This is a genomic window from Schlesneria paludicola DSM 18645, assembly GCF_000255655.1.
Lineage (GTDB): Bacteria > Planctomycetota > Planctomycetia > Planctomycetales > Planctomycetaceae > Schlesneria > Schlesneria paludicola.
This window is the reverse complement of sequence record NZ_JH636436.1, coordinates 646,618-666,444: the sequence shown is the minus strand read 5'-3', so window position 1 is coordinate 666,444 and position 19,827 is coordinate 646,618. Positions and strand designations below refer to the sequence as shown.

The following is a 19,827-nucleotide window of genomic DNA, read 5'->3' as shown; positions in this document are numbered from 1 at the left end:
ATTTCGATGGATGAGCCGCGTTGACCGCCCGGCCGAGCTGATTCCAATCACAATTCCACGTCCAAGAGACGATTATGCCTTTCGAAGTATCTGATCTCGCCGAAATGGACGCTCCAGACAAGGAATACCTCTGGACGCTGAACTTTGGTCCGCAGCACCCCGCCACACACACCACGTTGCGGCTGATCCTGACGCTCGACGGTGAAACGGTCGTCAATGCCGTACCCCACATCGGATACCTGCATTCAGGATTCGAAAAGCTGGGTGAGCACCTCGACTTCAATCAGTACGTCACCATCGTCGACCGGATGAACTACATCTCGCCGCTGCACAACGAGATTTCGTGGCACCATGCCGTCGAAAAGCTGTTGGGGATCGAGATCACTCCACGCTGCAAGTATCTGCGAACAATTCTCGCCGAGCTGATGCGAATCCAGGATCACCTGCTCAACACCGGAACCTGTGCACTGGACCTCGGCGGCTTCACGGCGTTCTTGTATTTCTTCCAGCAGCGTGAACGCATCTACGACATCGTTGAAACCGCCTCGGGCCAGCGATTCCACACCAGCTACACTCGCGTCGGTGGTGTCGCGTTTGATGTCAACAATGCCTGGGTCGACAAGGTACGGGCGTTCGTCAAAGGCTTCCCTGACGTCCATGCCGAAGTGCACCGCCTTCTCACCCGTAACCGCATCTTCATCGAGCGTGTCAAAGGGATTGGCCATCTGAGCGCAGAAGACTGCATCAACATGGGTGTGACAGGCCCCTTGGCCCGCGCCAGTGGTGTGCTGCGTGACTTGCGTAAGGACGAGCCCTACCTTGCCTATGCCGACCTCGACTTCAAAGTCGTCGCCGCGAAAGACGGCGATTGCTACGCACGGTATCTCGTGCGAATGCAGGAAATGGTCGAAAGCATCAAGATCATCGAGCAGTGCATCGAGAACATTCCCGAAGGCCCAGTGAACGTTGACGCCGGCAGCAAAGCCGTCATTCCCGCCAAGCCGTCCGTTTACCGCAGCATCGAGGGTTTGATTCAGCACTTCGAAGTCATGATGCCAAACCGCGGCTTCCCGACTCCGAAAGAAGAAATCTACGCGGCAACCGAATCGCCAAACGGGGAACTGGGCTACTACATCGTCGGCGATGGTTCGCCGCGTTCGTACCGCGCCCGAACGCGTCCCCCGAGCTACGTTCACTTCTCGGTGTTCCCGCAGATCATCAAGAACCACCAGCTCAGCGACGTGGTCGCGGTTCTCGGGAGCTTGAACATCATCGCCGCAGAGTTGGATCGATAACCGGGCCGCAGCCCACGACATGAAGATTTCCGTGGCACCCTGGCCACCAGCGCAAAAGACAGACGCAGCGCAAAGTACTGAAGTTTTGTTGTGAAGTGAGAGAAACGATGGGCGTGTTGAGCGAGGAATTGCGAGACCAGATCCGGGCGCAATTCCCAAAGTACCCGAATAAGCGAGCCGTCGTCCTGCCAGCGCTGCACTTGGTGCAGGACGCACAGCGATCGGTTTCGATCGAAGCTGTCCGTGAGATTGCGGAACTGCTTGAACTGCACCCGTCCGAAGTCCACGACACGATGTCGTTCTACCAGTTCTTCAAAGACGAGAAGCACAAGCTGGGAAAGCATCGCGTCTGGGTCTGCCGCAGCATCAGTTGCATGTTGCGCGGCGGTGAAGAATTGCTGCAACACATGTGCGAGAAGTTGCATGTGCATCCTGGGCAAACGTCCGCGGATGGAAAAATCACGATGGAATTTGCCGAATGCCTGGGTGCCTGCGAAGGCGCTCCCTGCATCCTGGTCGATGACGAAGCCCATATGAACATCACGCCCGAGAAGGCGGATGCACTTTTGAAGTCCTTGTGAGAGTCGAATTCAGGAGTTGGAAGCCTAGCGGATGCGACCAGAATCGACGGCGATTCTGATACGAACCGTGCATGCTTCTTCCGAGACACATATGCCCACCTTTGAACCAACACTTTTGGCACGCGTCGGGAAACCAGACAGTGCGTCGCTGGAAACTTACCTGCGTGACGGCGGCTACGAGGGCTTCAAGAAAGCGCTCGCGATGCCACCGGTCGACGTCATCAATCTGGTGAAAGATTCGGGGCTGCGCGGTCGCGGCGGGGCCGGATTTCCCACCGGATTAAAATGGACGTTCCTGCCAAAGGACCATGCCGGACCGATCTATCTCGCCATCAACGCGGATGAATCCGAACCGGCCACGTTCAACAATCGCATCCTGATGGAAGAAGATCCCCATCAGATCCTCGAAGGGATTGCGATCAGTTGCTTCGCCATTAAATCGAACAAGGCCTATATCTATCTGCGATACGAGTATGGTCGCAGCTATCGCGTCTTGCAGAAGGCCGTCGACGAATGCTATGCCAAGGGACTGTTCGGAAAGAACATCCATGGTACCGGATTCGATCTCGACGTTGTGCTGCATCGCGGTGCGGCGGCCTATATCTGTGGTGAAGAAACCGGACTGATCGAAAGCCTCGAAGGCAAACGCGCCTGGCCACGAATCAAGCCTCCGTTCCCCGCCATCGAAGGGCTGTTCCGAAAACCCACCATCGTCAACAACATCGAAACGATGGCATGCGTCAAGCAAATTCTTGATCGCGGTTCGGCCTGGTTCAAGAGTCTGGGTGTCCCGCCCGACCCCAACAATCCTCGCGACGCCGGCAGCTACGGTCCCAAGCTGTATTGCATCAGCGGTCACGTCAATAAGCCGGGTTGTGTTGAACTGCCAATGGGTATCACAACTCGTGAATTGATCGACAAGCATGCCGGTGGTGTCTGGAAAGGTCGCAAAGCCAAGGCGGTCGTTCCCGGTGGAATCAGCATGGGCTTTCTCTCTGCGGAAGAATTGGATCTTCCACTCGATTTCAACGGCCCCGGCAAGGCCGGCTGCCTGGGTCTCGGCACGGCGGCGATCACCGTGATCGACGATGAGACCAGCATGGTCGACGTCCTGTTCAACTGTGCTCGCTTCTTTGCGCATGAATCGTGCGGCCAATGCACGCCCTGCCGTGAAGGAACCGCATGGATGCACAAGATTCTCGCCCGAATTCGAATGGGCGAAGGCCAACTGCGCGACCTCGATCTTCTCGTCGAAGTCGCCTCGTCGATGGGCATCATCCCCGGCACCACGATCTGTGGTCTGTCCGACGGAGCAGCCTGGCCGATCAAGAATGCGATCAAGAAGTTCCGCGGCGAGTTTGAAGAGTACATTCGCACCGGACGCAAAACCGTGAAACCCTCAGACGCATTGATGGAAGTCCACTGAGCAACCTGCTTGCAACTGGATCTTCTGAGTCATCCCTATCCCACGATAAGCCATTGAAGCCTTATGCCCACAGTTATCGTTAACAACAAGCCGGTTGAGATTGGTGCCAACGAGCGACTGAACTGCATTCAGGCTGCTCAAAGGGCCGGTGACGAAATCCCTAGCTACTGCTGGCATCATGATCTATCGGTCGTCGCCAGTTGTCGCATGTGTCTGGTCGAAGTCGGCGAGAAAAAGCCGGACGGCACGATCGCCATGCAGCCCAAACTGCTGCCCGGTTGTCAGACTCCCGTCAAAGATGGCACGGTCGTGATTTCCAACAGTGAAAAGGTGCTCGCCGCACAGAAGGCGACGCTTGAGTACCTGCTGCTGAACCACCCGCTCGACTGCCCCGTCTGCGATCAGGCTGGCGAATGCGGCTTGCAAGACTACAGCTACAAGTACGGACGCGGTTACAGCCGGTTGCAAGAGCCTAAGAACATCAAGCCGGACAAAGATTACATCGGCGATCAGATCACTCTGTTCACCGATCGCTGCATCATGTGTACGCGCTGCGTGCGGTTCACGCGCGAGATCAGCGGCACGGCCGAAATGCAGGTCGTCAGCCGCGGAACGCACGAAGAGATCGACATCTTCCCCGGCGAACCGTGTAACAACAAATTGGCTGGTAATGTTGTCGACCTTTGCCCGGTGGGTGCGCTCTGCAGCAAAGATTTCCTCTACGAACAGCGCGTCTGGTGGCTGAAGTCGAAGAACAGCGTCTGTCCAAACTGCAGCACCGGTTGCAGCATCACGGTCGATCAGAACGAAGACGTCCTGTATCGCCTGAAGCCTCGTGAAAATCCACAGGCCCAGGGCAGCTTCATGTGTGACGAAGGTCGGTTCGGCTGGAAGTACATCCATTCGGACAAGCGGCTCAAGACGCCTGAACAACGTTCCAATGGTACGGTCACATCGAAAGACTGGGATGCGATTCTGCCTGCCGTCCGCAACGCCTTGCAGCAGGCGAAATCCAAGCTGGCGGTACTGATCTCGCCGTGGGCAACCGTTGAAGAAGCGTATCTGCTCGCGAAATACGCGAAGTCGATCAATCCCGAGGTGAAATTGGGGCTGGGGCACGTTCGGATGGTCGGAGGCGATGACCTGTACCCGAAGGACGTCCACGGAAAACCGGTCCTGCCAACGAAGTTTACGATCCGCGCCGAAAAGTGCCCGAACAAGCGCGGTGTCGAAGCCGTCCTCAAGCATTTCGGTGGACAGGTCGTCACGCAATCAGCAATTCTCGAACAAGTCACCCGCGGCAGCATCGACACGCTGTATGTCCTGGGTGGAGATCCTGAAGGCTGGATTGATGCAGCCGACATCGGCAAGCTCGACAAACTGAAGACGCTCATCGTTCAAGACCTGATCGCCACACCCGCAAGCGACAAAGCTCAGTTTGTGCTCGCCGGGGCGGCCTGGGCCGAAAAAGATGGTACGTTCGTCAATCATGCTGGGTTGGCACAAGCCATTCATCGCGGATTGCGTGGACCGGAATTCAGTCGGCCCGATGGACGAATTTTAATGGAACTCGCCGGACGCCATGGCTTGTTCCACGCCTCGACGTTACGACAGGAAATCGCGGGCGAAATCCCCGCACTGGCAGCGCTCAAGGTGGGCGATCTGTCCGAAGAGGGAGTGTTGTTATCCTCGACCGGCGCGGCCACACTTCAACCAGTCGGTTGATGTTCCGCATGTTGTCCTTGGAACCTTTTTAAAGACAAGTCAATCCGCGTCATGCTTGAACAACTCATCAACTGGTTTCCGGAATGGGCTCGCCCCTTCGTCATGCCGATGCTCACGATTGCCATCGTGATGAACATCAATTTGGGCGTGTGTTCCTACCTGATTCTGCTCGAACGTAAGCTGTCCGCGTGGATGCAAGACCGCATCGGCCCCAACCGGGTTGGTCCCTGGGGTTTGCTTCAGCCCGTCGCCGACATGGTCAAACTGCTGCTCAAGGAAGACGTGATCCCGGGTCACGTCAACAAGGTTTTGTTTCTGCTTGCGCCGGGCATTTCAGTATTCACGACGATGCTCGCTTTCGCCGTTGTGCCATTCGGACCGGTTCCAAACAACCTCAGTTCGACCGACGGACAATTTCCGTTCATCATTGCCCCGGGGATTGACCTGGGTTTGATCTTCATTTTCGCAGTCGGCAGCCTCGCCGTGTACGGCGTTATCCTCGGTGGATGGGCCTCGAACAATAAATACAGCGCACTTGGTGCAATGCGGGCGAGCGCTCAAGTGGTCAGCTACGAAATCCCCTTGGGAATGTCGGTGGTTGGTATCGCCCTGCTGACCAATTCCATGAGTCTCGAAAAGATCCTGTTGCATCAGGCCAATGCAGGAATCTTTGGCTGGAACATTTGGTTTCAGCCTTTGGCGTGCGTTCTTTTTTTCACCGCAGCCATGGCGGAAGCGCAGCGTCTCCCGTTTGACTTGTCAGAGTGTGAGCAAGAACTCGTCGGTGGCTGGCACACCGAATACAGCGCCATGAAATGGGGTCTGTTTTTCCTGGGTGAATACACACACGTCATCACGATCAGCTTCCTGACCAGCATCCTGTTCTTCGGTGGCTGGCAATTCCCATTCATCGCCGAAGCGAACAGTAACTATCTGGGTTCAACCCTGGTTAAGGTTCTCGTTCTGCTGACCAAGTCGTTCGCCTTCATCATCGTGATTCAGATGTTGCGATGGACAATTCCTCGCTTCCGATTCGATCAACTGATGGGCCTTGCCTGGAAGGTGATGATCCCGTTGGCGACGCTGAATGTCGTAACTGTGATGGTCGTCAAACAATTCAATTTGAACGTCTGGTGGCTCTTGCCAATGTCTTTGGGACTAATTTTGGGCGCGGGCTTGATGGGCACTCAGGCGACACGTCCATTCGCACGACGTTTGGCCGCAGTACCCGTTGAAGCGGCCGGACATCACGCACACGCACACTGAAGATTGCACAACTGAACTCCGCATTGCTTCTCAGAAACGCCATCAACGCGTGACGATCACGGACAAGCGGAAGTTAAGAACGATAAGGACGAATCATGGCCATTGATCCGAAAGACGTCGACTGGGTCGAAGAACCGCCGATGAACTTCTGGGAATCGACATTCCTTCCCGCGGTCTTCGACGGTTTGCGGACGACGGGAAATCACGTCACGGACTTCAACCCCGTCACGGAATTCTACCCAGAACAAAAACCGGCACTGCCAACACACTATCGTGGCGTACACCGTTTGAATCGCGACGACAAAGGTCGCGTCAAATGCGTGGCATGCATGATGTGCGCCACGGCATGCCCAGCTCGGTGCATTGACATCGTCGCTCAGGATGCCCCGAAGGATGATCCTCACTGGGCCGATCGCGACAAGTTCCCGAAATCCTTTGTGATCGACGAACTGAAGTGCATCTACTGCGGGATGTGCGAAGAAGCGTGTCCCGTTGATTCCATCGAATTGACCAACATCTTCGATCTGGTCGGGTTGACCCGCCAGGAAATGATGTTCGACAAAGAGAAACTGTTAAGCGTCTTTGACCAGACCAAAGACACCCCCAACAACCCCATCCGGACGCACAAAGGCCAGTTGGGTCATGCCAGTGATTTCGTTGAACTGCATACGCTAGGCCCTGCGACGTCTGTCAAAACAGACGACCGCGCGGCCAAGTCTTCCACGGCGGGAGTGATTGAGTAACCACTCGGTATGAGCGTGACGGCTCAAACACCTCGGCTGCTGAATTCATTTTGATTCCTGCAACTAGTTGCTTCTGACGGGAATGAATTGTGATGGAATGGTTGAAAGAAAACGGACTGCTGCTGATCCCGTTGGGATTGGGCTGGCTGGCCGTTTGGTTGCTGATGCCTGCAGGCAAGCATCGCCCGCGGATTCTTGGTGGACTCGTAGGGCTGGCTGCCCTGCTGACTCTCCAGCCCATGCTGTTGCCCGCCACGGGCGACTTCATCCGTAGCGCCCTGTTTTTCGTCTTTGCAGCGACGGCAGTCATCAGTGCCACGTTGATGGTGACCGACCGCAACCCCGTCTACTCGGCCTTGTGGTTCGCAATCGTGACCCTGGCGGTTTGTGGCCTGTTCCTGATCAACTCGGCCCCCTTTCTGGCGGCGACGACCATTATCGTCTATGCCGGTGCGATCATCGTGACGTTTATGTTCGTGATCATGCTTGCCCAGCAAACCGCGTCCAGCGGCGGTTACGATAACCACCCATTCCAGCCAGGAGTGGCATCGTTCGGTGCGTTCGTCCTGCTGGGGGCACTCTTGTTGACCCTCCAGCAATGGGGTGGGATCGACGGCAAATCAACGAATGACGCACCGCAATCCGGGCAGTTCATCGCCGTTCCCGTCACCATCGAGGCGAATCCGCTCAGCCAGGCCGCGTACACCGAAACAAACACCTCCCGCGAAATCGGTTCACTGAAAGTCCTGGGACGTTCGCTATTCGGAGATTATCTCTACTTTGTCGAGTTGGCCGGAACGGTGCTGTTGATTGCCACGATCGGCGCCATCGCACTCGCACCGCGGAGGTCACAAGGAACACTATGACGACCACCGCTTTGGAAAATCAGTTGATCATCGGCGCAACGCTGTTCATCCTGGGGATGATCGGCTTCCTGACGCGTCGCAACTTGATTCTGATCATGCTCTCAGCAGAACTGATGCTGCATGGCGTTTCGGTCAATTTGACCGCTTTCAGCCGCTATCACAACAATCCACAAGGTCAGATCTTCACGATCTTCGTGCTGACCGTCGCTGCGTGCGAGGCAGGATTGGCACTCGCAATGATTCTGTCGCTTTACCAGCGTCGCAAGTCGCTGGACGTGTTCTTGTGGGGCAAACTGGGTGAAGACGATCTTCCAGTGTACTCCGGTTCCGGGGTGGCATCCCCCACCGTGGCTCCTGCTGATCCGAACGCGGATCTGCCACACCTGACCCCGGCCGGAAGAATGCCAAAATCGCCCAGCCCGACACAGGCCAAGACATAGCCAAACGCCAGCGTGACCTCGCGACACTGTTGATCGCGGGTCAGCGAGTCAAAGTTTGACGATTGAAGCCCCGTGGAACGGTCCATGGGCAAACGAATATTCGGAGTTGACCGTGACAGAGTGGCTTAAAGAGAACGTGATCTGGCTGATTCCCACCGCACCGCTGCTGGCGTGTGCCTGGATCGTGCTGGTCGGACATGTCATCCGTCGCAAGTACGCTCACCGCCCCCTGGTGCTCGGTCTGGCGATCTCGTTTGCGGCGTCGCTGTACCTCCTCAGCGTGGTGGTGCCGAGCGGGTTCGGTCATGAAGAGCACGAAGCCAGCCACGCCATCGTGAAAACGGTCTACCAATGGATCAAGATTGGCACGATCGATGTTCCGATTATCTTGCGTGCTGACGCCATGTCAGCCCTCATGTTGACGATGGTGACTTCGGTCAGCTTGCTGGTTGCCATCTTCGCCAGCAGCTACATGACCGGTGATCCCGGATACCCCCGGTTCTTCGCGGCGATGTCCCTGTTCGTCTTCTCGATGTGCATGCTGGTCCTGTCCGGCAACTTCCTGATGATGTTCGTCTTCTGGGAAGCCGTGGGGCTGTGCAGCTACCTGCTGATCGGGTTCTGGTTCCATAAGCCAAGCGCGGCCGCAGCAGCCAAGAAAGCCTTTGTCGTCAACCGTATCGGTGACTTCGGGTTTATTCTGGGAATTCTGCTGATCTGGTTGACGTTTGGGACACTCGATTTCGGCACCTTGTTCGAATCACCCGATGCCATCAATCGAATCGTGGCAACGCAACCGACCATCTTCACCGCGATCTGCGCACTGCTGTTTGTGGGTGCCGTGGGCAAGTCCGCTCAGTTCCCGCTGCAGGTCTGGTTGCCTGATGCGATGGAAGGCCCCACCCCGGTCTCCGCCTTAATCCACGCCGCGACCATGGTGACCGCCGGGGTGTATCTCGTCGCCCGCTGCACTCCCTTCTTCGTACACGCCCCCAGTGTGCAGTTGATTGTCTCGATCATCGGCGCTGCCACGGCCTTGATCGCCGCAATCACGGCGCTCACCCAGTACGACTTGAAACGCGTCCTCGCGTACTCGACGGTCAGTCAGCTCGGTTACATGTTTATGGCATTGGGAGCCGCTGGCGGCGGCGAAGGCCTGGCGACTCATGCTGTGACGTTCGCCATGTTCCACATGTTTACGCATGCCTTCTTCAAGGCGGTGCTCTTCCTGGCAGCCGGTTCGGTGATGCACGCGATGGGCGATGTGATCGACATGCGGCGATTCAGCGGTTTGCGGAAAGCGTTGCCGATTACCCACTGGACGTTCCTGGCGGGTGCTCTGGCCCTGTCCGGATTTCCGCTGCTGTCTGGTTTTTGGAGTAAGGACGAAATCCTGGCTGTCCTCGTCGATGCCTCTCAAGATCCCACACGTGGACAGTACTATCAAATGGTTCTTGGCGTCGCGCTGCTGACCTCGCTGATGACCGCGTTCTATACCTTCCGCGCCTACTTCATGACGTTCTGGGGTGAAGAGAAATTTCCGGAAGAAGCCGGACATCATCCACACGACGCGCCCCCCGCAATGGCAGGACCATTGGCGATTCTCGCCATCGCAGCCTTGTTCATCGGAGCCATCACCGGTCCGACAGAGCTCTATGGCCATTACCTGCATCACACACCGGGTCTGCCCGAAGCGCATCACTTTGATCCAGACTACATCATGATGGGAATCAGTACGATTCTGGCTCTGGGTGGCATCGGTGTGGCGTACCTGTTCTACGTGGTTTCGCCGGGAATCCCGCAAAACCTAAAGCGTGGGATGTCGCTGGGCTTCAATATCTCTCATGAAGGGTTGTATATCGACTGGTGCGGCTACAAGTTTGTGGCAGGACCATTGCGAGCGTTTGCAACCGTCTGCGAACTATTTGACCGCTGGGTGGTTGACACGATCGTCGACTGTTTCGGGTTCATTCCCGGGCTATTCGGCAGCATCATCCGCCCGATTCAGAATGGAATGGTTCAGAATTATGGCACCGTCATGATGATCGGATTGATTGTCTGCCTGATCTCGGTGCTGCGAGCATTGGCGGGAACGATGTAAGGAGTTCGACACCCACGCCTGTCATCCGTTCCCTGTGCCCGCAATCGGCTTTCCGCCGCAAAGGTATGATTCGATGCCCAGTTTGTTAGTCGTCATGATTTTTCTGCCAGCAGTCGCAGCCGCCATGCTGCTGCTGCTTGACCCCAAGGCCACTGCCCAGCGTGCCCGTTGGGTCGCACTGCTTGCCACGATTACGACATTCCTCGTCTCGTGGGCGGTCGCCGCGCAGTATCTCCAACTGCCCGCCGTCCCGGCTGCAGAACGGGGACCCGTTCATCCTCAAATGGTGCAGCGGCACACCTGGCTCGACCTGTCCCAAGCAGGCCCCCATAGTCCAGGTGTGAAGTTCGAATTCTTCCTGGGGCTGGATGGCATCAGTCTAGCCATGGTCGTGTTGACAACGATCTTGACCATCTCGTCAGTGCTGGTTTCCTGGACAGCGATTCAAGAACGGGCGGCCGAGTTCTATGCCTGCCTGCTGATTCTGGAAACAGGTCTGATCGGCGTCTTCTGTGCGTTCGATATTTTGTTGTTCTATGTGTTCTTCGAATTCACACTCATCCCCTTGTTCTTTCTGGTCGGGATCTGGGGCGGTCCGTTGCGTCGCTACGCCGCTGGCAAGTTCTTTATCTACACGCTGTCGGGCAGCTTGATCACCCTGCTCGGGTTGATCTCGTTGGTTGTGACTGTTGTTCAGAAGAACCCCACACTGACCACACCCTTTGCCATTCCTGACCTTGCGGCCGCTCTCGCGACCGGTGGTCTACCTGATTCGACGCAGATCGTCTTATTCCTGATGATCGCAGCCGGATTCATGATCAAGGTACCGCTGTTCCCATTCCACACATGGTTGCCACTGGCCCACGTAGAAGCTCCCACCGCAGGTTCGGTCTTGCTGGCCGGTGTGTTGCTAAAACTGGGAACATACGGTTTCCTGCGCCTGCTGTTGCCGATGCTGCCTTATGCCTGCCGAGAAATCGGACTGCCACTCATCGGAACCATGTCGGTCATTGGCATCCTGTACGGTTCCCTGTGTGCGTTGTCGCAGAACGACATCAAGAAATTGGTGGCCTACAGTTCGGTGGCTCACTTGGGTTTCTGCATGTTGGGTTTGTTTGCGTTGAACACCGAAGGTGTCAGCGGCGGCGTGCTGCAGATGATCAACCACGGCCTTTCGACGGGCGCTCTGTTTTGTCTCGTCGGAATGTTCTACGAACGCTATCACACGCGAAAACTGGACGAGCTTGGTGGCATGGCCACGAAGTTGCCGTTGCTCGCCGTCGCCATGGTCTTTACCTCGTTTGCCAGTATCGGACTCCCCGGCCTGAACGGCTTTGTGGGTGAATTTCTGTGTCTGGCGGGAATGTTCAAGGCCGGTTCGGGCCTCGGTGTAATCCTCGCGTCACTCGGTGCCCTGGGTGTCGTACTGGGTGCGTGGTATGTGCTGGGTGTGTTGCAGCACGCCTTTTTTGGCCCCGTGCATCTGCCTGATGATCACGGTCACGGACACGCACCGGTGACCGACCTGAATGTCCGCGAAGTGGCGGCACTGGCCCCACTGCTCGGTCTGTGCCTGGTCTTGGGTCTATTTCCGCAACCACTGCTGAATCTAATTCGTCCCGATGTCGAAGCCGTGACCAAGCTGTATGGTGAAGTTGGCGACATCAAGCCTGTGACAACTGCATCCCTGACGACAATGCCGAGCATGGCTCTCGGTTCGGAGACTCGCCCGTGAACGTAGCCATTCAACAATTGAATAGCGCCCTGACTCTGATCGCTCCTGACGCCGTCCTGCTGGCCGGCGTGTGCTTGATCTTTTTCGCCGCTCCATTCCTTGTGAATGAAAAGGGCGAAGCCCCTGAAGGGCTCAGACATCGATGGGGGTTCCTGTCCCTGCTGGTGCTGATCATGGCCGGCCTGGTCTGGTGGCAAAGCACGCCCGTCGCGCGGACGTTTGGCCCCTTTGCGCTGGATGAACTGACCTGGTACATCCGCGGCCTGACACTGACGTCCGGATTCGTACTGGTCCTGCTTCAATGGAATCAAGCCGACGATTCGCGTTCGGCAGAATGCCATGCCTGCCTGCTCGCCATTTTGGCTGGCGTCAACCTGATCGCTGCAGCCAACGATCTGATCGGGCTGTTTGTTGCACTCGAACTCGTCAGCATCCCAACTTACCTGTTCCTGCTGCTTCCACGTCGCGATGCACCCGCCCAGGAAGCCACCCTAAAATACTTCCTTCTTAGCATCTTTTCGTCGGCAATCGTGCTGTTTGGAATGAGCTACTTGTACGGTGCCACGGGAACGACAAATCTCGGCGCAATTCACGCCGCGTTTGCAGGAGCTCAAGGTCAGCCCGCCAATCCGCTGGTTGCCGTCGCCACGGTCATGCTGATCGCGGGACTCGGATTCCGACTGACAGCCGTGCCATTCCACTTCTATGCTCCCGACGTGTTCCAAGGTGCTCCGACCTCGGCTGCGGCCATGCTGTCGTTTGTGCCCAAGATTGCCGGGTTCGTTGCCCTTCTTCGATTGATGGTTCCCGCCACGGGTGCCGAACAAGCCATGAATTCTTGGACTATGACCCCCGCCGCGACACCGCTGCTGTGGTGGCTGGCCGTGGTCACGATGTTCGTGGGAAACCTGATGGCCCTTATGCAAACCGACATTCGTCGTCTGCTGGCCTATTCCAGCGTGTCGCATGCCGGATACATGCTGGTCGGTTTGATTGTGGGGCTGGAACACGAAATCACCAAGGACGTGCTCAACCGCACGGGTGGACACGCCGTCAGCGGCATCGGCGCGATGCTGTTTTATCTGGCGGTATATGGAGCGATGACGCTAGGTGCATTCGCCGTTCTGATCGCGGCCCGTCGTGGAGACAAGCCAATCGAGACTCTCGACGACCTTTCAGGGTTGGCGAAGTCCCGTCCCGCGTTGGCCCTGGTGTTCGCAGTCTTCTTGTTCAGCCTTTCCGGCCTGCCACCGACGGCTGGCTTCCTCGGCAAATTGAACCTGTTCTTCGCGGCCTGGTCGCAGGGGTATGACTCCAGTCGATGGCTCGCCGTCGTCCTCGCGATCAATGCGGCCTTGGGTGCATGGTACTATCTGAAGATCATCGGAGTCATGTTCCTGCGTGATCCGATCTATCGCGACGAGTCGCCAGCAGCGGCCGAAGCACCCTCCCTGATCGCTGGGGGAATCTGCCTCGCGGCAACGCTGGGACTGTTCTTCATGCCGGGATGGCTCTGGGTACCAATTCAAAGCATCATGCCATAAATCGGCGACAGTTCTCGGATGACGTGAGCACGACCGGATAGCCATTCCTGCGGCAACAAAAGCGGTCAGCAATTGAACCCGGTGGGCCGACTGCCTATTCTCAGTCGCCCACCTGTTCACCTCTGGTGTATGATTCTTGATGAATCGCTGATCCATTTTCACGTTGGGAAGGTCGCCCAGACGACTCCGTCGACATCCATGGCTGAAGCTGCTCCCCCACCGAACAATCACACGGTTCCGACCGCTCATGAACATGAGCAGTTGCTGGAATCGTTTCTTGAATTCGAGCAGACGTTTCACAAGAACTATTTTCCGCTCTGGCTGGGGACGCTCATTGGTCCCTTCATTCTGACCTTGGCAGCATTCGCGGCGGTCTATGTCGTCGCGGGCCCGACGTTCTGTAAACATCTGCTTTGGGCGACCGCGGCATCCTTCGCATTCCTGGGCCGATTTTCGATCATTACGCCGTTTCCGGGACTTGAACCGACGCACCTGTTCTGGATGGTCACGTTCCAAGATGTCATGGTGGCTCTGTTCTTCGCGTTCCATGTGGGATTCATGTTTCGCGTGCCCTGGATTGGCCCCAAAATCGCGGCCTTATCCAGCGACAGCGAATTCATTCTGGCTCACCAGCCGTGGATGAAACGGATGACATTCCTGGGGTTGTTGGCATTTATTGCCTTTCCCCTGGCTGCGACAGGCAGCGTCGGCGGCGCCATCTTTGGTCGCTTGCTGGGCCTGTCTCGCTGGGCAATTTTCTGGGGCAGCACGATCGGAGCCGTCATCGGAAATGCCGCGATGCTCTTTCTGGCGGAATTGGTCGTTGAATACCTTCCCGCAGATTCGCTCATCGTCAAATGGGGCGGCGTATTGATCATCGTGCTGATCATCGTCTTCCTGGAACGCCGCTATTCTTCGATGAAGCGTGCCTTCGAACAGCAGCGCCAGGCAGAACAGGCGGGAGTTCAACCAAACTCCACGAACGTCGTTTCGAAGTAGGCCGAACCGGGCCTTCGCGACGAAGTATGGTCGGCGCGACGATTTCAGCGCGATGAAGAATTTTCGGACGTGTAACATCAGGGTTTCAACATCGGATATCGCATTTCAATGATGCTCGTTTCAATGACGTCATTCTCTGTGACCTCAGATTCTCCCTGGTGAGTCTCTTGTTTCTGAGGAATCGACCACCACTGAGACCTCCGCGAAATGATTTCAACAGACTACGAAGCCTCGTGGTCGCGTTCACTCTCGGGCAAGAAATGACGGCTCAGTGGATGTGACTGAAGCCAAAACAAAACGGCCTCTCGTCAGACGAGAGGCCGTTTTGAAGTTTTTCACCGTTGCCGAAGATCGCGGACTATTTCGCCTGAACCCAGACTTGTGATTGTCCTTGTGCGGACACCATTGGTTGCGAGGGACCATTGACGGGCCGGTTGAACAGGCGCGGCGAGGATCCCGGTGCCGAACCAGTGCCCATTCCTGGCCCCGAAATCACGGTTCCGGGCAGCTTCTGGAATTCTTCATACGACACCATTTGCGTGGCGGGCGTTGAAGGAGGAATCATGGTTGAACTTGCAGGCGGAATGTCACTTGGTGTTGCCGGCGAGATCGGAGGCGCCGGTGCGGCTGGTGAGTTCGTATCGACACTGGGCAGTGGAGTCGGGGTCGAAGGCAATCCAGCAGGTGGATAGTTCACCGACGACGGGGATGACGTGGAACCACAGTTGCACCCACCACCACCAGTGCTGGGTGTACCATAGGTCGACATCGCCGGGCTCCCACAAGAAGAGCAGCCGCCGTCACTAGGATATTCGCTCCAACCACTTGTTCCGCAGCTATCGCATCCACACGCAGAATAACCGCCAAACCCGCCACGAAGCCCGGGGAATCGAATCAGCCCTCGCCCCGGTGACATCCCACCACAGGGATCACAGCAGTCCGAAACGACGTTTCGACCGCAGCAGCAACCAACCATAGACAACGTCATCGTGATCGCTGTCAGAAATCGCAGAAGTTTCATTCGAGTTCCTAGCTCTATTAGGAAGACCAAGCACAGAGCATCCTGTTCCTCTTATTTCGGCGTGGCGTGGCGTCAAACTTTAGCGATTACGCTGATTTTTCTGTTTTTTCTTTTTAGGGCAGATTTGCCGCAAACATTTTTTGAAAAACAACTTATGACAATCCGTCAAATTTGTAGCGGAAAAATCCAGGAAACTGGCTAAAATCCCGTGAACCTTTGGACGGATAAAACCGTCTATTCGAATAACCGCGGAGGAAATTGTTTCCTTTCCGCGCGCGGTTTGTGGGGCGTGATCCACGAAGTTCTTCGTATTTGCGGAATTTTTCCGAACACAGAATCAATCTCGTTTCCTGGAGACTGCGGCAATCGCAGGAGGTATTCACGATGCAAGCTATCAATCGCATTCAGAACGCAATTATCAACGCCAATGCTGCCGGTATTCAGGGCGCTCTGGTTGTGGATGGCGCGAATGCACGTCGTGCGTATCCCTCTTTTAAACCCTGCGATATGTATCCGGTCTCGAAATCTCCTGTACCGATGCCGAGTTCGGTAACGCCCCCCCATGTCGTACTTGAATCAAGTCGACGTTGGCGGACGTGCCTACAGACGACGCATCTGACCAACGGCCCTGCTGGCGGTATGTGGCGACATGAAAGTCACCATCTACCTCTGCCGGCAACAGTCTGGGCGACGTTGGTCCTCAATCGCAACTTATGCGGCTGAGCATTCCGAGTACGGGACATTTTCTTCTCGGATTCCGGTGAGTCGTAATTGGACAACGCCAGCAGACCGCGCACAGCGTGTTTTGTTTGGTGGCTCCATTTACTTGAACTCAGCGGGTGGACTTGGTGGGCGTTCGGGTGGCGCGTGATGAATCACGTCTGCACGTTCGGTTCAGCTTATCCCCTCGTTGGTCCTCAACAGAATTCGACCAAATTCACAGCCAGCCAAAACAAAGACGCATCGTCTTGTTTTCTGGCTCAGGAAACGAGTCATATAAATGGACAATGAAGACTTTTTGCCAATTGTGTTGCTGGCCCAAGCAGGATGCCGGGCCTCGTTCGGCGAACTCGTGACACGGTTCGAATCAACCGTGTACGCGATCGCCTTAAGGCGTTTACGAAACCACGCAGAAGCGGCAGAGCTGACACAGGACGTGTTCGTTCAAGCCATGCGAAAGCTGAATCAGTTGCGAGAGCCTGAGCGCTTTCCTGGCTGGTTGCGGCGAATCGCCGTTCGCCTGGCCATCAACCGGGCCGTCAGGCGGCCCCCCGTGGCTCCTCAGGATCCAGAAGTCCTGGGTGCCGTCGATGCGGAAACACGATCGCCACTGGATGTCTTGATGACGGGTGAAGAAGCGGCCCAGTTGCGTGGGGGACTGGAACGCCTTCGCGATCTCGATCGGCAGACCTTGGTCGCCTTCTACTTCGAAGGCCAGTCACTGATCGAAATGAGCGACCGTTTCTGCAGCCCCGTGGGAACGATCAAACGACGGCTGCATACCGCGAGAATCCGATTGCGTGAAGAATTGGCACAGTTGCAACTCGTCTGAGGACTTCTGTTGCTCGGTGTTTCATCGAGAGATGAAACACCGAGCTGCGGGACATCAACGCCCTCCCTTTCTCGGTGACTTTGTGCCTCTCACCTCCCCGTTGGCCCCACTGGTCGTCGGTTCTCGCTCGGGCGCGCATTGGTTGGAGTGAGAGACACAGGGGCGCGGAGGCACAGAGAAGAGCCGGACGGGCTTGAGGTCGCCATGGACATCGAAGAGTTATTCACAAAAATTGCCGCCTCACACGACGTCACGCGTGATCAGTCGCTGGAAAGGCGGGAGCGCATTGAGTTCATTCCAGCGACACCGCGCGACAACTCAACTGCGCGTCTTTCGCTTGCCTTCGGAACTCTGCAGATTCTTGGGCGGCTTTGCCTGACTTTGCTCACTGACCAGGGGACGCCGTGAGTTTTCACGCCAGTGCCGAATATCAATCTCATATGGACCTTTCGGCTGCGTGTAATCGCCGAATTCGGTCAGATAGTTCTCGAGGCGGCGAATCTTTTGGACGGGCTCAAGCTCTCCAGGGTGATCACTTCCGGGTGCACGCCCCCAAAGAATTCGTGAACTTCCCTGTCCGATCAGCACCAGTGAGACGTCTTTTGGATCACTGGACGGATCCTCTCGCGGCACAAAGATCGCTTCGAGCTTCAGCGGCTGCCATTTGTCTCGAAGTAAATTGGCCAGCTTGGCCGCCGACTGCAACGCCGGGTCTTTCCAGACTGATCCCGGCCGCAACGAGGGACTCGGTGCGATGTTCTGAATCAAGGGAAAACTCGCCAGATCATTGGCCGAGAAATCAGCCGTCGGGAGGACAACTCCTGATAGATCAATCGGAATCCGGCCACCAGGAACCTGAACCATGGCCACAGGTCGCCGATATTCCAGCTCAACACGAATCGCAGCGGGAAACGATTTACGCACACTCACAACACGTGCGACCCACGGATGCTGACGAAACGCTTCCGCAACGTCGGCAGCGAGTCGCTCGTCAAGAATCGAAAGTTCTCGCGAAACGTCAAATTGCCGCTCGACCTGCTCAACGAGATTCGCGGGAACTGGCCCGGTTGGGGTCGGGCTAATCTGGATCGCCGAAAATGTCGTTTGATATTCCGCGCGCTTGGCAAGCGAAGGAAGCCGCTGCGCCGCATAAGGCCAGAGGGCGCAGACCCCTGCCAGTAGAGACAGCCGAAACAAGGTACCCGGACGGAAGAACGCTTCCATCAAAGAATTGGGAGCAACCGCCACTGTCGTCTTCTTGGCTTCAGCACTGTGTTTCACCGCACGAGCCATAGGATCGCTGCAATCCAACGAGTTTCACACCGCGCAGCACGAACGGTTCGCACCGCATGATGGAAAGATCGGATCGTCCACGATCGGCAGATGATGCCGATCATGGACGATCTCGCGTTTTCTGCGAACTCGTCCGTTACGAAGCGGCTCGTCGCACTCGAACAGCCTGCAAGATGTGCGGTTGTGGCGGTTGGTGGCCCATCACCGACTGTACGACCTGATCGCACAACTGCGGAAACGAGATCCCCATTCGGGCCGCGGCCTTGGGCAACAGGCTGTGATCGGTAAATCCAGGAATGGTATTGATTTCCAGCACCCATGGCTGCTGTGCATCGTCCACGCGAAGATCAACTCGCATCAAGCCACTGGTCCCCAGTGATCTGCAGGCATCGCGTGCCGCAGATTCGATACGTTCAATGACGGGCATCGGCAGCTTGGCGTCGAAAATGTAACGCGTCGCATCATCGTCATACTTTGCCTGCCAATCGAAGAACTCACGATCGGTTTCGATCTTGATCGCTGGCAGCGTCTGCGAATCGATAAAACCGACAGTCCACTCTGTGCCCTCGATCATGGCCTCGATCAACCCGAATCCGTCGAATTCAAAACATCGTTTGAGGGCGCCCGAAAGCTGCTCACGCTTTCGCACGATGCTGATCCCTAGGCTTGAACCCTGGGTATCCGGTTTGACGACCAGCGGATAACCCACAGTCTCGGCCTGCTGCTGTATCCGGTCGAAATCATCGGTGTAATGAATCAGGGCATATGCGGGAGTCGGTACGCCCGATTGCAAAAATCGCTCTTTCGCCGCCGACTTGCTGAACGCAAGTCGTGAAGCCGCCGCAGAGCTTCCCGTGTAACGCATACCCGCGTCGTCGAGCAATTGCTGAACCTGCCCATCCTCACCGAATCGGCCGTGCAACGCGATGAACGCCACATCAAACTGGCTCCAATCGACGCCTCTCAATTCGACGATTGCTGGATCAAGATGCAGAGCGCGATGACCGAACTGCGACAATGCCGCCTCGACCGCAGCACCACTTTTCAGGCTGATCGGACGCTCATCGGAATCACCACCCGCGAGCACCGCAATTCGTAACGAGTGAATCGATGGATTCATGGACCGCTTCCTTGCGATCAGACCGCAATTGAGTTTGACAATCGGCCGGATTGTCACGGAACGCAGTCGCGACGCGCCAAGTCCATATGGATCCTACCGAGGTTGCACCGATTGGACAGC

The 19,827-nt window shown here is 56.4% G+C and carries 16 protein-coding genes; 13 read left to right on the top strand and 3 right to left on the bottom strand.

What is annotated here, in order from left to right:
- The first annotated feature begins 74 nt into the window (after window positions 1-74).
- From nuoD to OSO_RS46485, 12 genes are all read left to right on the top strand, one after another.
- The gene (gene nuoD / locus OSO_RS0136115; protein ID WP_010587672.1) at window positions 75-1,295 is read left to right on the top strand and encodes an NADH dehydrogenase (quinone) subunit D; all 1,221 of its coding nucleotides are present in this window, start codon (window positions 75-77) and stop codon (window positions 1,293-1,295) included.
- Between the two features lie 107 nt (window positions 1,296-1,402).
- Window positions 1,403-1,876: an NADH-quinone oxidoreductase subunit NuoE family protein gene (locus tag OSO_RS0136110; protein WP_010587671.1), complete on the top strand. Its 474-nt coding sequence runs from the start codon at window positions 1,403-1,405 to the stop codon at window positions 1,874-1,876.
- Between the two features lie 91 nt (window positions 1,877-1,967).
- Window positions 1,968-3,302: an NADH-quinone oxidoreductase subunit NuoF gene (gene nuoF, locus OSO_RS46490; RefSeq protein WP_040593788.1), complete on the top strand. Its 1,335-nt coding sequence runs from the start codon at window positions 1,968-1,970 to the stop codon at window positions 3,300-3,302.
- Window positions 3,303-3,365: 63 nt separating this feature from the next.
- Window positions 3,366-5,027 (top strand): NADH-quinone oxidoreductase subunit G, encoded by a 1,662-nt coding sequence (locus OSO_RS0136100; protein WP_010587669.1) that lies wholly within the window; start codon window positions 3,366-3,368, stop codon window positions 5,025-5,027.
- Between the two features lie 51 nt (window positions 5,028-5,078).
- A complete protein-coding gene (nuoH, locus tag OSO_RS0136095; RefSeq protein WP_010587668.1) occupies window positions 5,079-6,293 on the top strand; it encodes an NADH-quinone oxidoreductase subunit NuoH in 1,215 nt (404 codons plus the stop codon).
- Window positions 6,294-6,388: 95 nt separating this feature from the next.
- Window positions 6,389-7,036: a NuoI/complex I 23 kDa subunit family protein gene (locus OSO_RS0136090; RefSeq protein ID WP_010587667.1), complete on the top strand. Its 648-nt coding sequence runs from the start codon at window positions 6,389-6,391 to the stop codon at window positions 7,034-7,036.
- 92 nt (window positions 7,037-7,128) lie between these two features.
- The gene (locus OSO_RS0136085; RefSeq protein ID WP_010587666.1) at window positions 7,129-7,902 is read left to right on the top strand and encodes an NADH-quinone oxidoreductase subunit J family protein; all 774 of its coding nucleotides are present in this window, start codon (window positions 7,129-7,131) and stop codon (window positions 7,900-7,902) included.
- Entirely contained in the window at window positions 7,899-8,342 is a 444-nt protein-coding gene (gene nuoK / locus OSO_RS0136080; RefSeq protein ID WP_010587665.1) for an NADH-quinone oxidoreductase subunit NuoK, read from the top strand. The genes OSO_RS0136085 and nuoK overlap by 4 nt, the downstream gene beginning before the upstream one ends.
- Window positions 8,343-8,454: 112 nt before the next feature.
- Entirely contained in the window at window positions 8,455-10,443 is a 1,989-nt protein-coding gene (gene nuoL / locus OSO_RS0136075) for an NADH-quinone oxidoreductase subunit L (RefSeq protein ID WP_040593784.1), read from the top strand.
- A gap of 73 nt (window positions 10,444-10,516) precedes the next feature.
- The gene (locus OSO_RS0136070) at window positions 10,517-12,178 is read left to right on the top strand and encodes a complex I subunit 4 family protein (RefSeq protein ID WP_010587663.1); all 1,662 of its coding nucleotides are present in this window, start codon (window positions 10,517-10,519) and stop codon (window positions 12,176-12,178) included.
- The gene (locus tag OSO_RS0136065; protein ID WP_010587662.1) at window positions 12,175-13,722 is read left to right on the top strand and encodes an NADH-quinone oxidoreductase subunit N; all 1,548 of its coding nucleotides are present in this window, start codon (window positions 12,175-12,177) and stop codon (window positions 13,720-13,722) included. Before OSO_RS0136070 ends, OSO_RS0136065 begins: the two co-directional genes overlap by 4 nt.
- A 198-nt stretch (window positions 13,723-13,920) precedes the next feature.
- Complete coding sequence (locus OSO_RS46485; RefSeq protein WP_063710467.1) at window positions 13,921-14,721, top strand: small multi-drug export protein; 801 nt, start codon at window positions 13,921-13,923, stop codon at window positions 14,719-14,721.
- A 358-nt stretch (window positions 14,722-15,079) separates the two neighbouring features.
- Here the strand turns inward: OSO_RS46485 and OSO_RS51145 are convergent, their stop codons facing one another.
- Entirely contained in the window at window positions 15,080-15,490 is a 411-nt protein-coding gene (locus OSO_RS51145; protein ID WP_157605951.1) for a hypothetical protein, read from the bottom strand.
- Window positions 15,491-16,742: 1,252 nt separating this feature from the next.
- Between OSO_RS51145 and OSO_RS0136040 the strand changes: the two genes are divergently transcribed.
- Window positions 16,743-17,294, top strand: a complete 552-nt coding sequence (locus tag OSO_RS0136040) for an RNA polymerase sigma factor (protein WP_010587658.1) — start codon at window positions 16,743-16,745, stop codon at window positions 17,292-17,294.
- Window positions 17,295-17,612: 318 nt separating this feature from the next.
- On the opposite strand, the gene OSO_RS0136035 is transcribed toward OSO_RS0136040, so the two are convergent.
- The gene (locus OSO_RS0136035) at window positions 17,613-18,575 is read right to left on the bottom strand and encodes a cell division protein FtsQ/DivIB (RefSeq protein ID WP_157605948.1); all 963 of its coding nucleotides are present in this window, start codon (window positions 18,573-18,575) and stop codon (window positions 17,613-17,615) included.
- A gap of 148 nt (window positions 18,576-18,723) precedes the next feature.
- A complete protein-coding gene (locus OSO_RS46480; RefSeq protein ID WP_010587656.1) occupies window positions 18,724-19,707 on the bottom strand; it encodes a D-alanine--D-alanine ligase family protein in 984 nt (327 codons plus the stop codon).
- Between the last annotated feature and the right edge of the window lie 120 nt (window positions 19,708-19,827).

What these genes read in the sequence shown, in the direction of transcription:
- nuoD (WP_010587672.1), top strand. Translation starts at nt 75, where the DNA reads ATGCCTTTCGAAGTATCTGATCTCGCCGAAATGGACGCTCCAGACAAG.
- OSO_RS0136110 (WP_010587671.1), top strand. Translation starts at nt 1,403, where the DNA reads ATGGGCGTGTTGAGCGAGGAATTGCGAGACCAGATCCGGGCGCAATTC.
- nuoF (WP_040593788.1), top strand. Translation starts at nt 1,968, where the DNA reads ATGCCCACCTTTGAACCAACACTTTTGGCACGCGTCGGGAAACCAGAC.
- OSO_RS0136100 (WP_010587669.1), top strand. Translation starts at nt 3,366, where the DNA reads ATGCCCACAGTTATCGTTAACAACAAGCCGGTTGAGATTGGTGCCAAC.
- nuoH (WP_010587668.1), top strand. Translation starts at nt 5,079, where the DNA reads ATGCTTGAACAACTCATCAACTGGTTTCCGGAATGGGCTCGCCCCTTC.
- OSO_RS0136090 (WP_010587667.1), top strand. Translation starts at nt 6,389, where the DNA reads ATGGCCATTGATCCGAAAGACGTCGACTGGGTCGAAGAACCGCCGATG.
- OSO_RS0136085 (WP_010587666.1), top strand. Translation starts at nt 7,129, where the DNA reads ATGGAATGGTTGAAAGAAAACGGACTGCTGCTGATCCCGTTGGGATTG.
- nuoK (WP_010587665.1), top strand. Translation starts at nt 7,899, where the DNA reads ATGACGACCACCGCTTTGGAAAATCAGTTGATCATCGGCGCAACGCTG.
- OSO_RS0136070 (WP_010587663.1), top strand. Translation starts at nt 10,517, where the DNA reads ATGCCCAGTTTGTTAGTCGTCATGATTTTTCTGCCAGCAGTCGCAGCC.
- OSO_RS46485 (WP_063710467.1), top strand. Translation starts at nt 13,921, where the DNA reads ATGGCTGAAGCTGCTCCCCCACCGAACAATCACACGGTTCCGACCGCT.
- OSO_RS51145 (WP_157605951.1), bottom strand. Translation starts at nt 15,490, where the DNA reads ATGTCGACCTATGGTACACCCAGCACTGGTGGTGGTGGGTGCAACTGT.
- OSO_RS0136040 (WP_010587658.1), top strand. Translation starts at nt 16,743, where the DNA reads ATGGACAATGAAGACTTTTTGCCAATTGTGTTGCTGGCCCAAGCAGGA.
- OSO_RS46480 (WP_010587656.1), bottom strand. Translation starts at nt 19,707, where the DNA reads ATGAATCCATCGATTCACTCGTTACGAATTGCGGTGCTCGCGGGTGGT.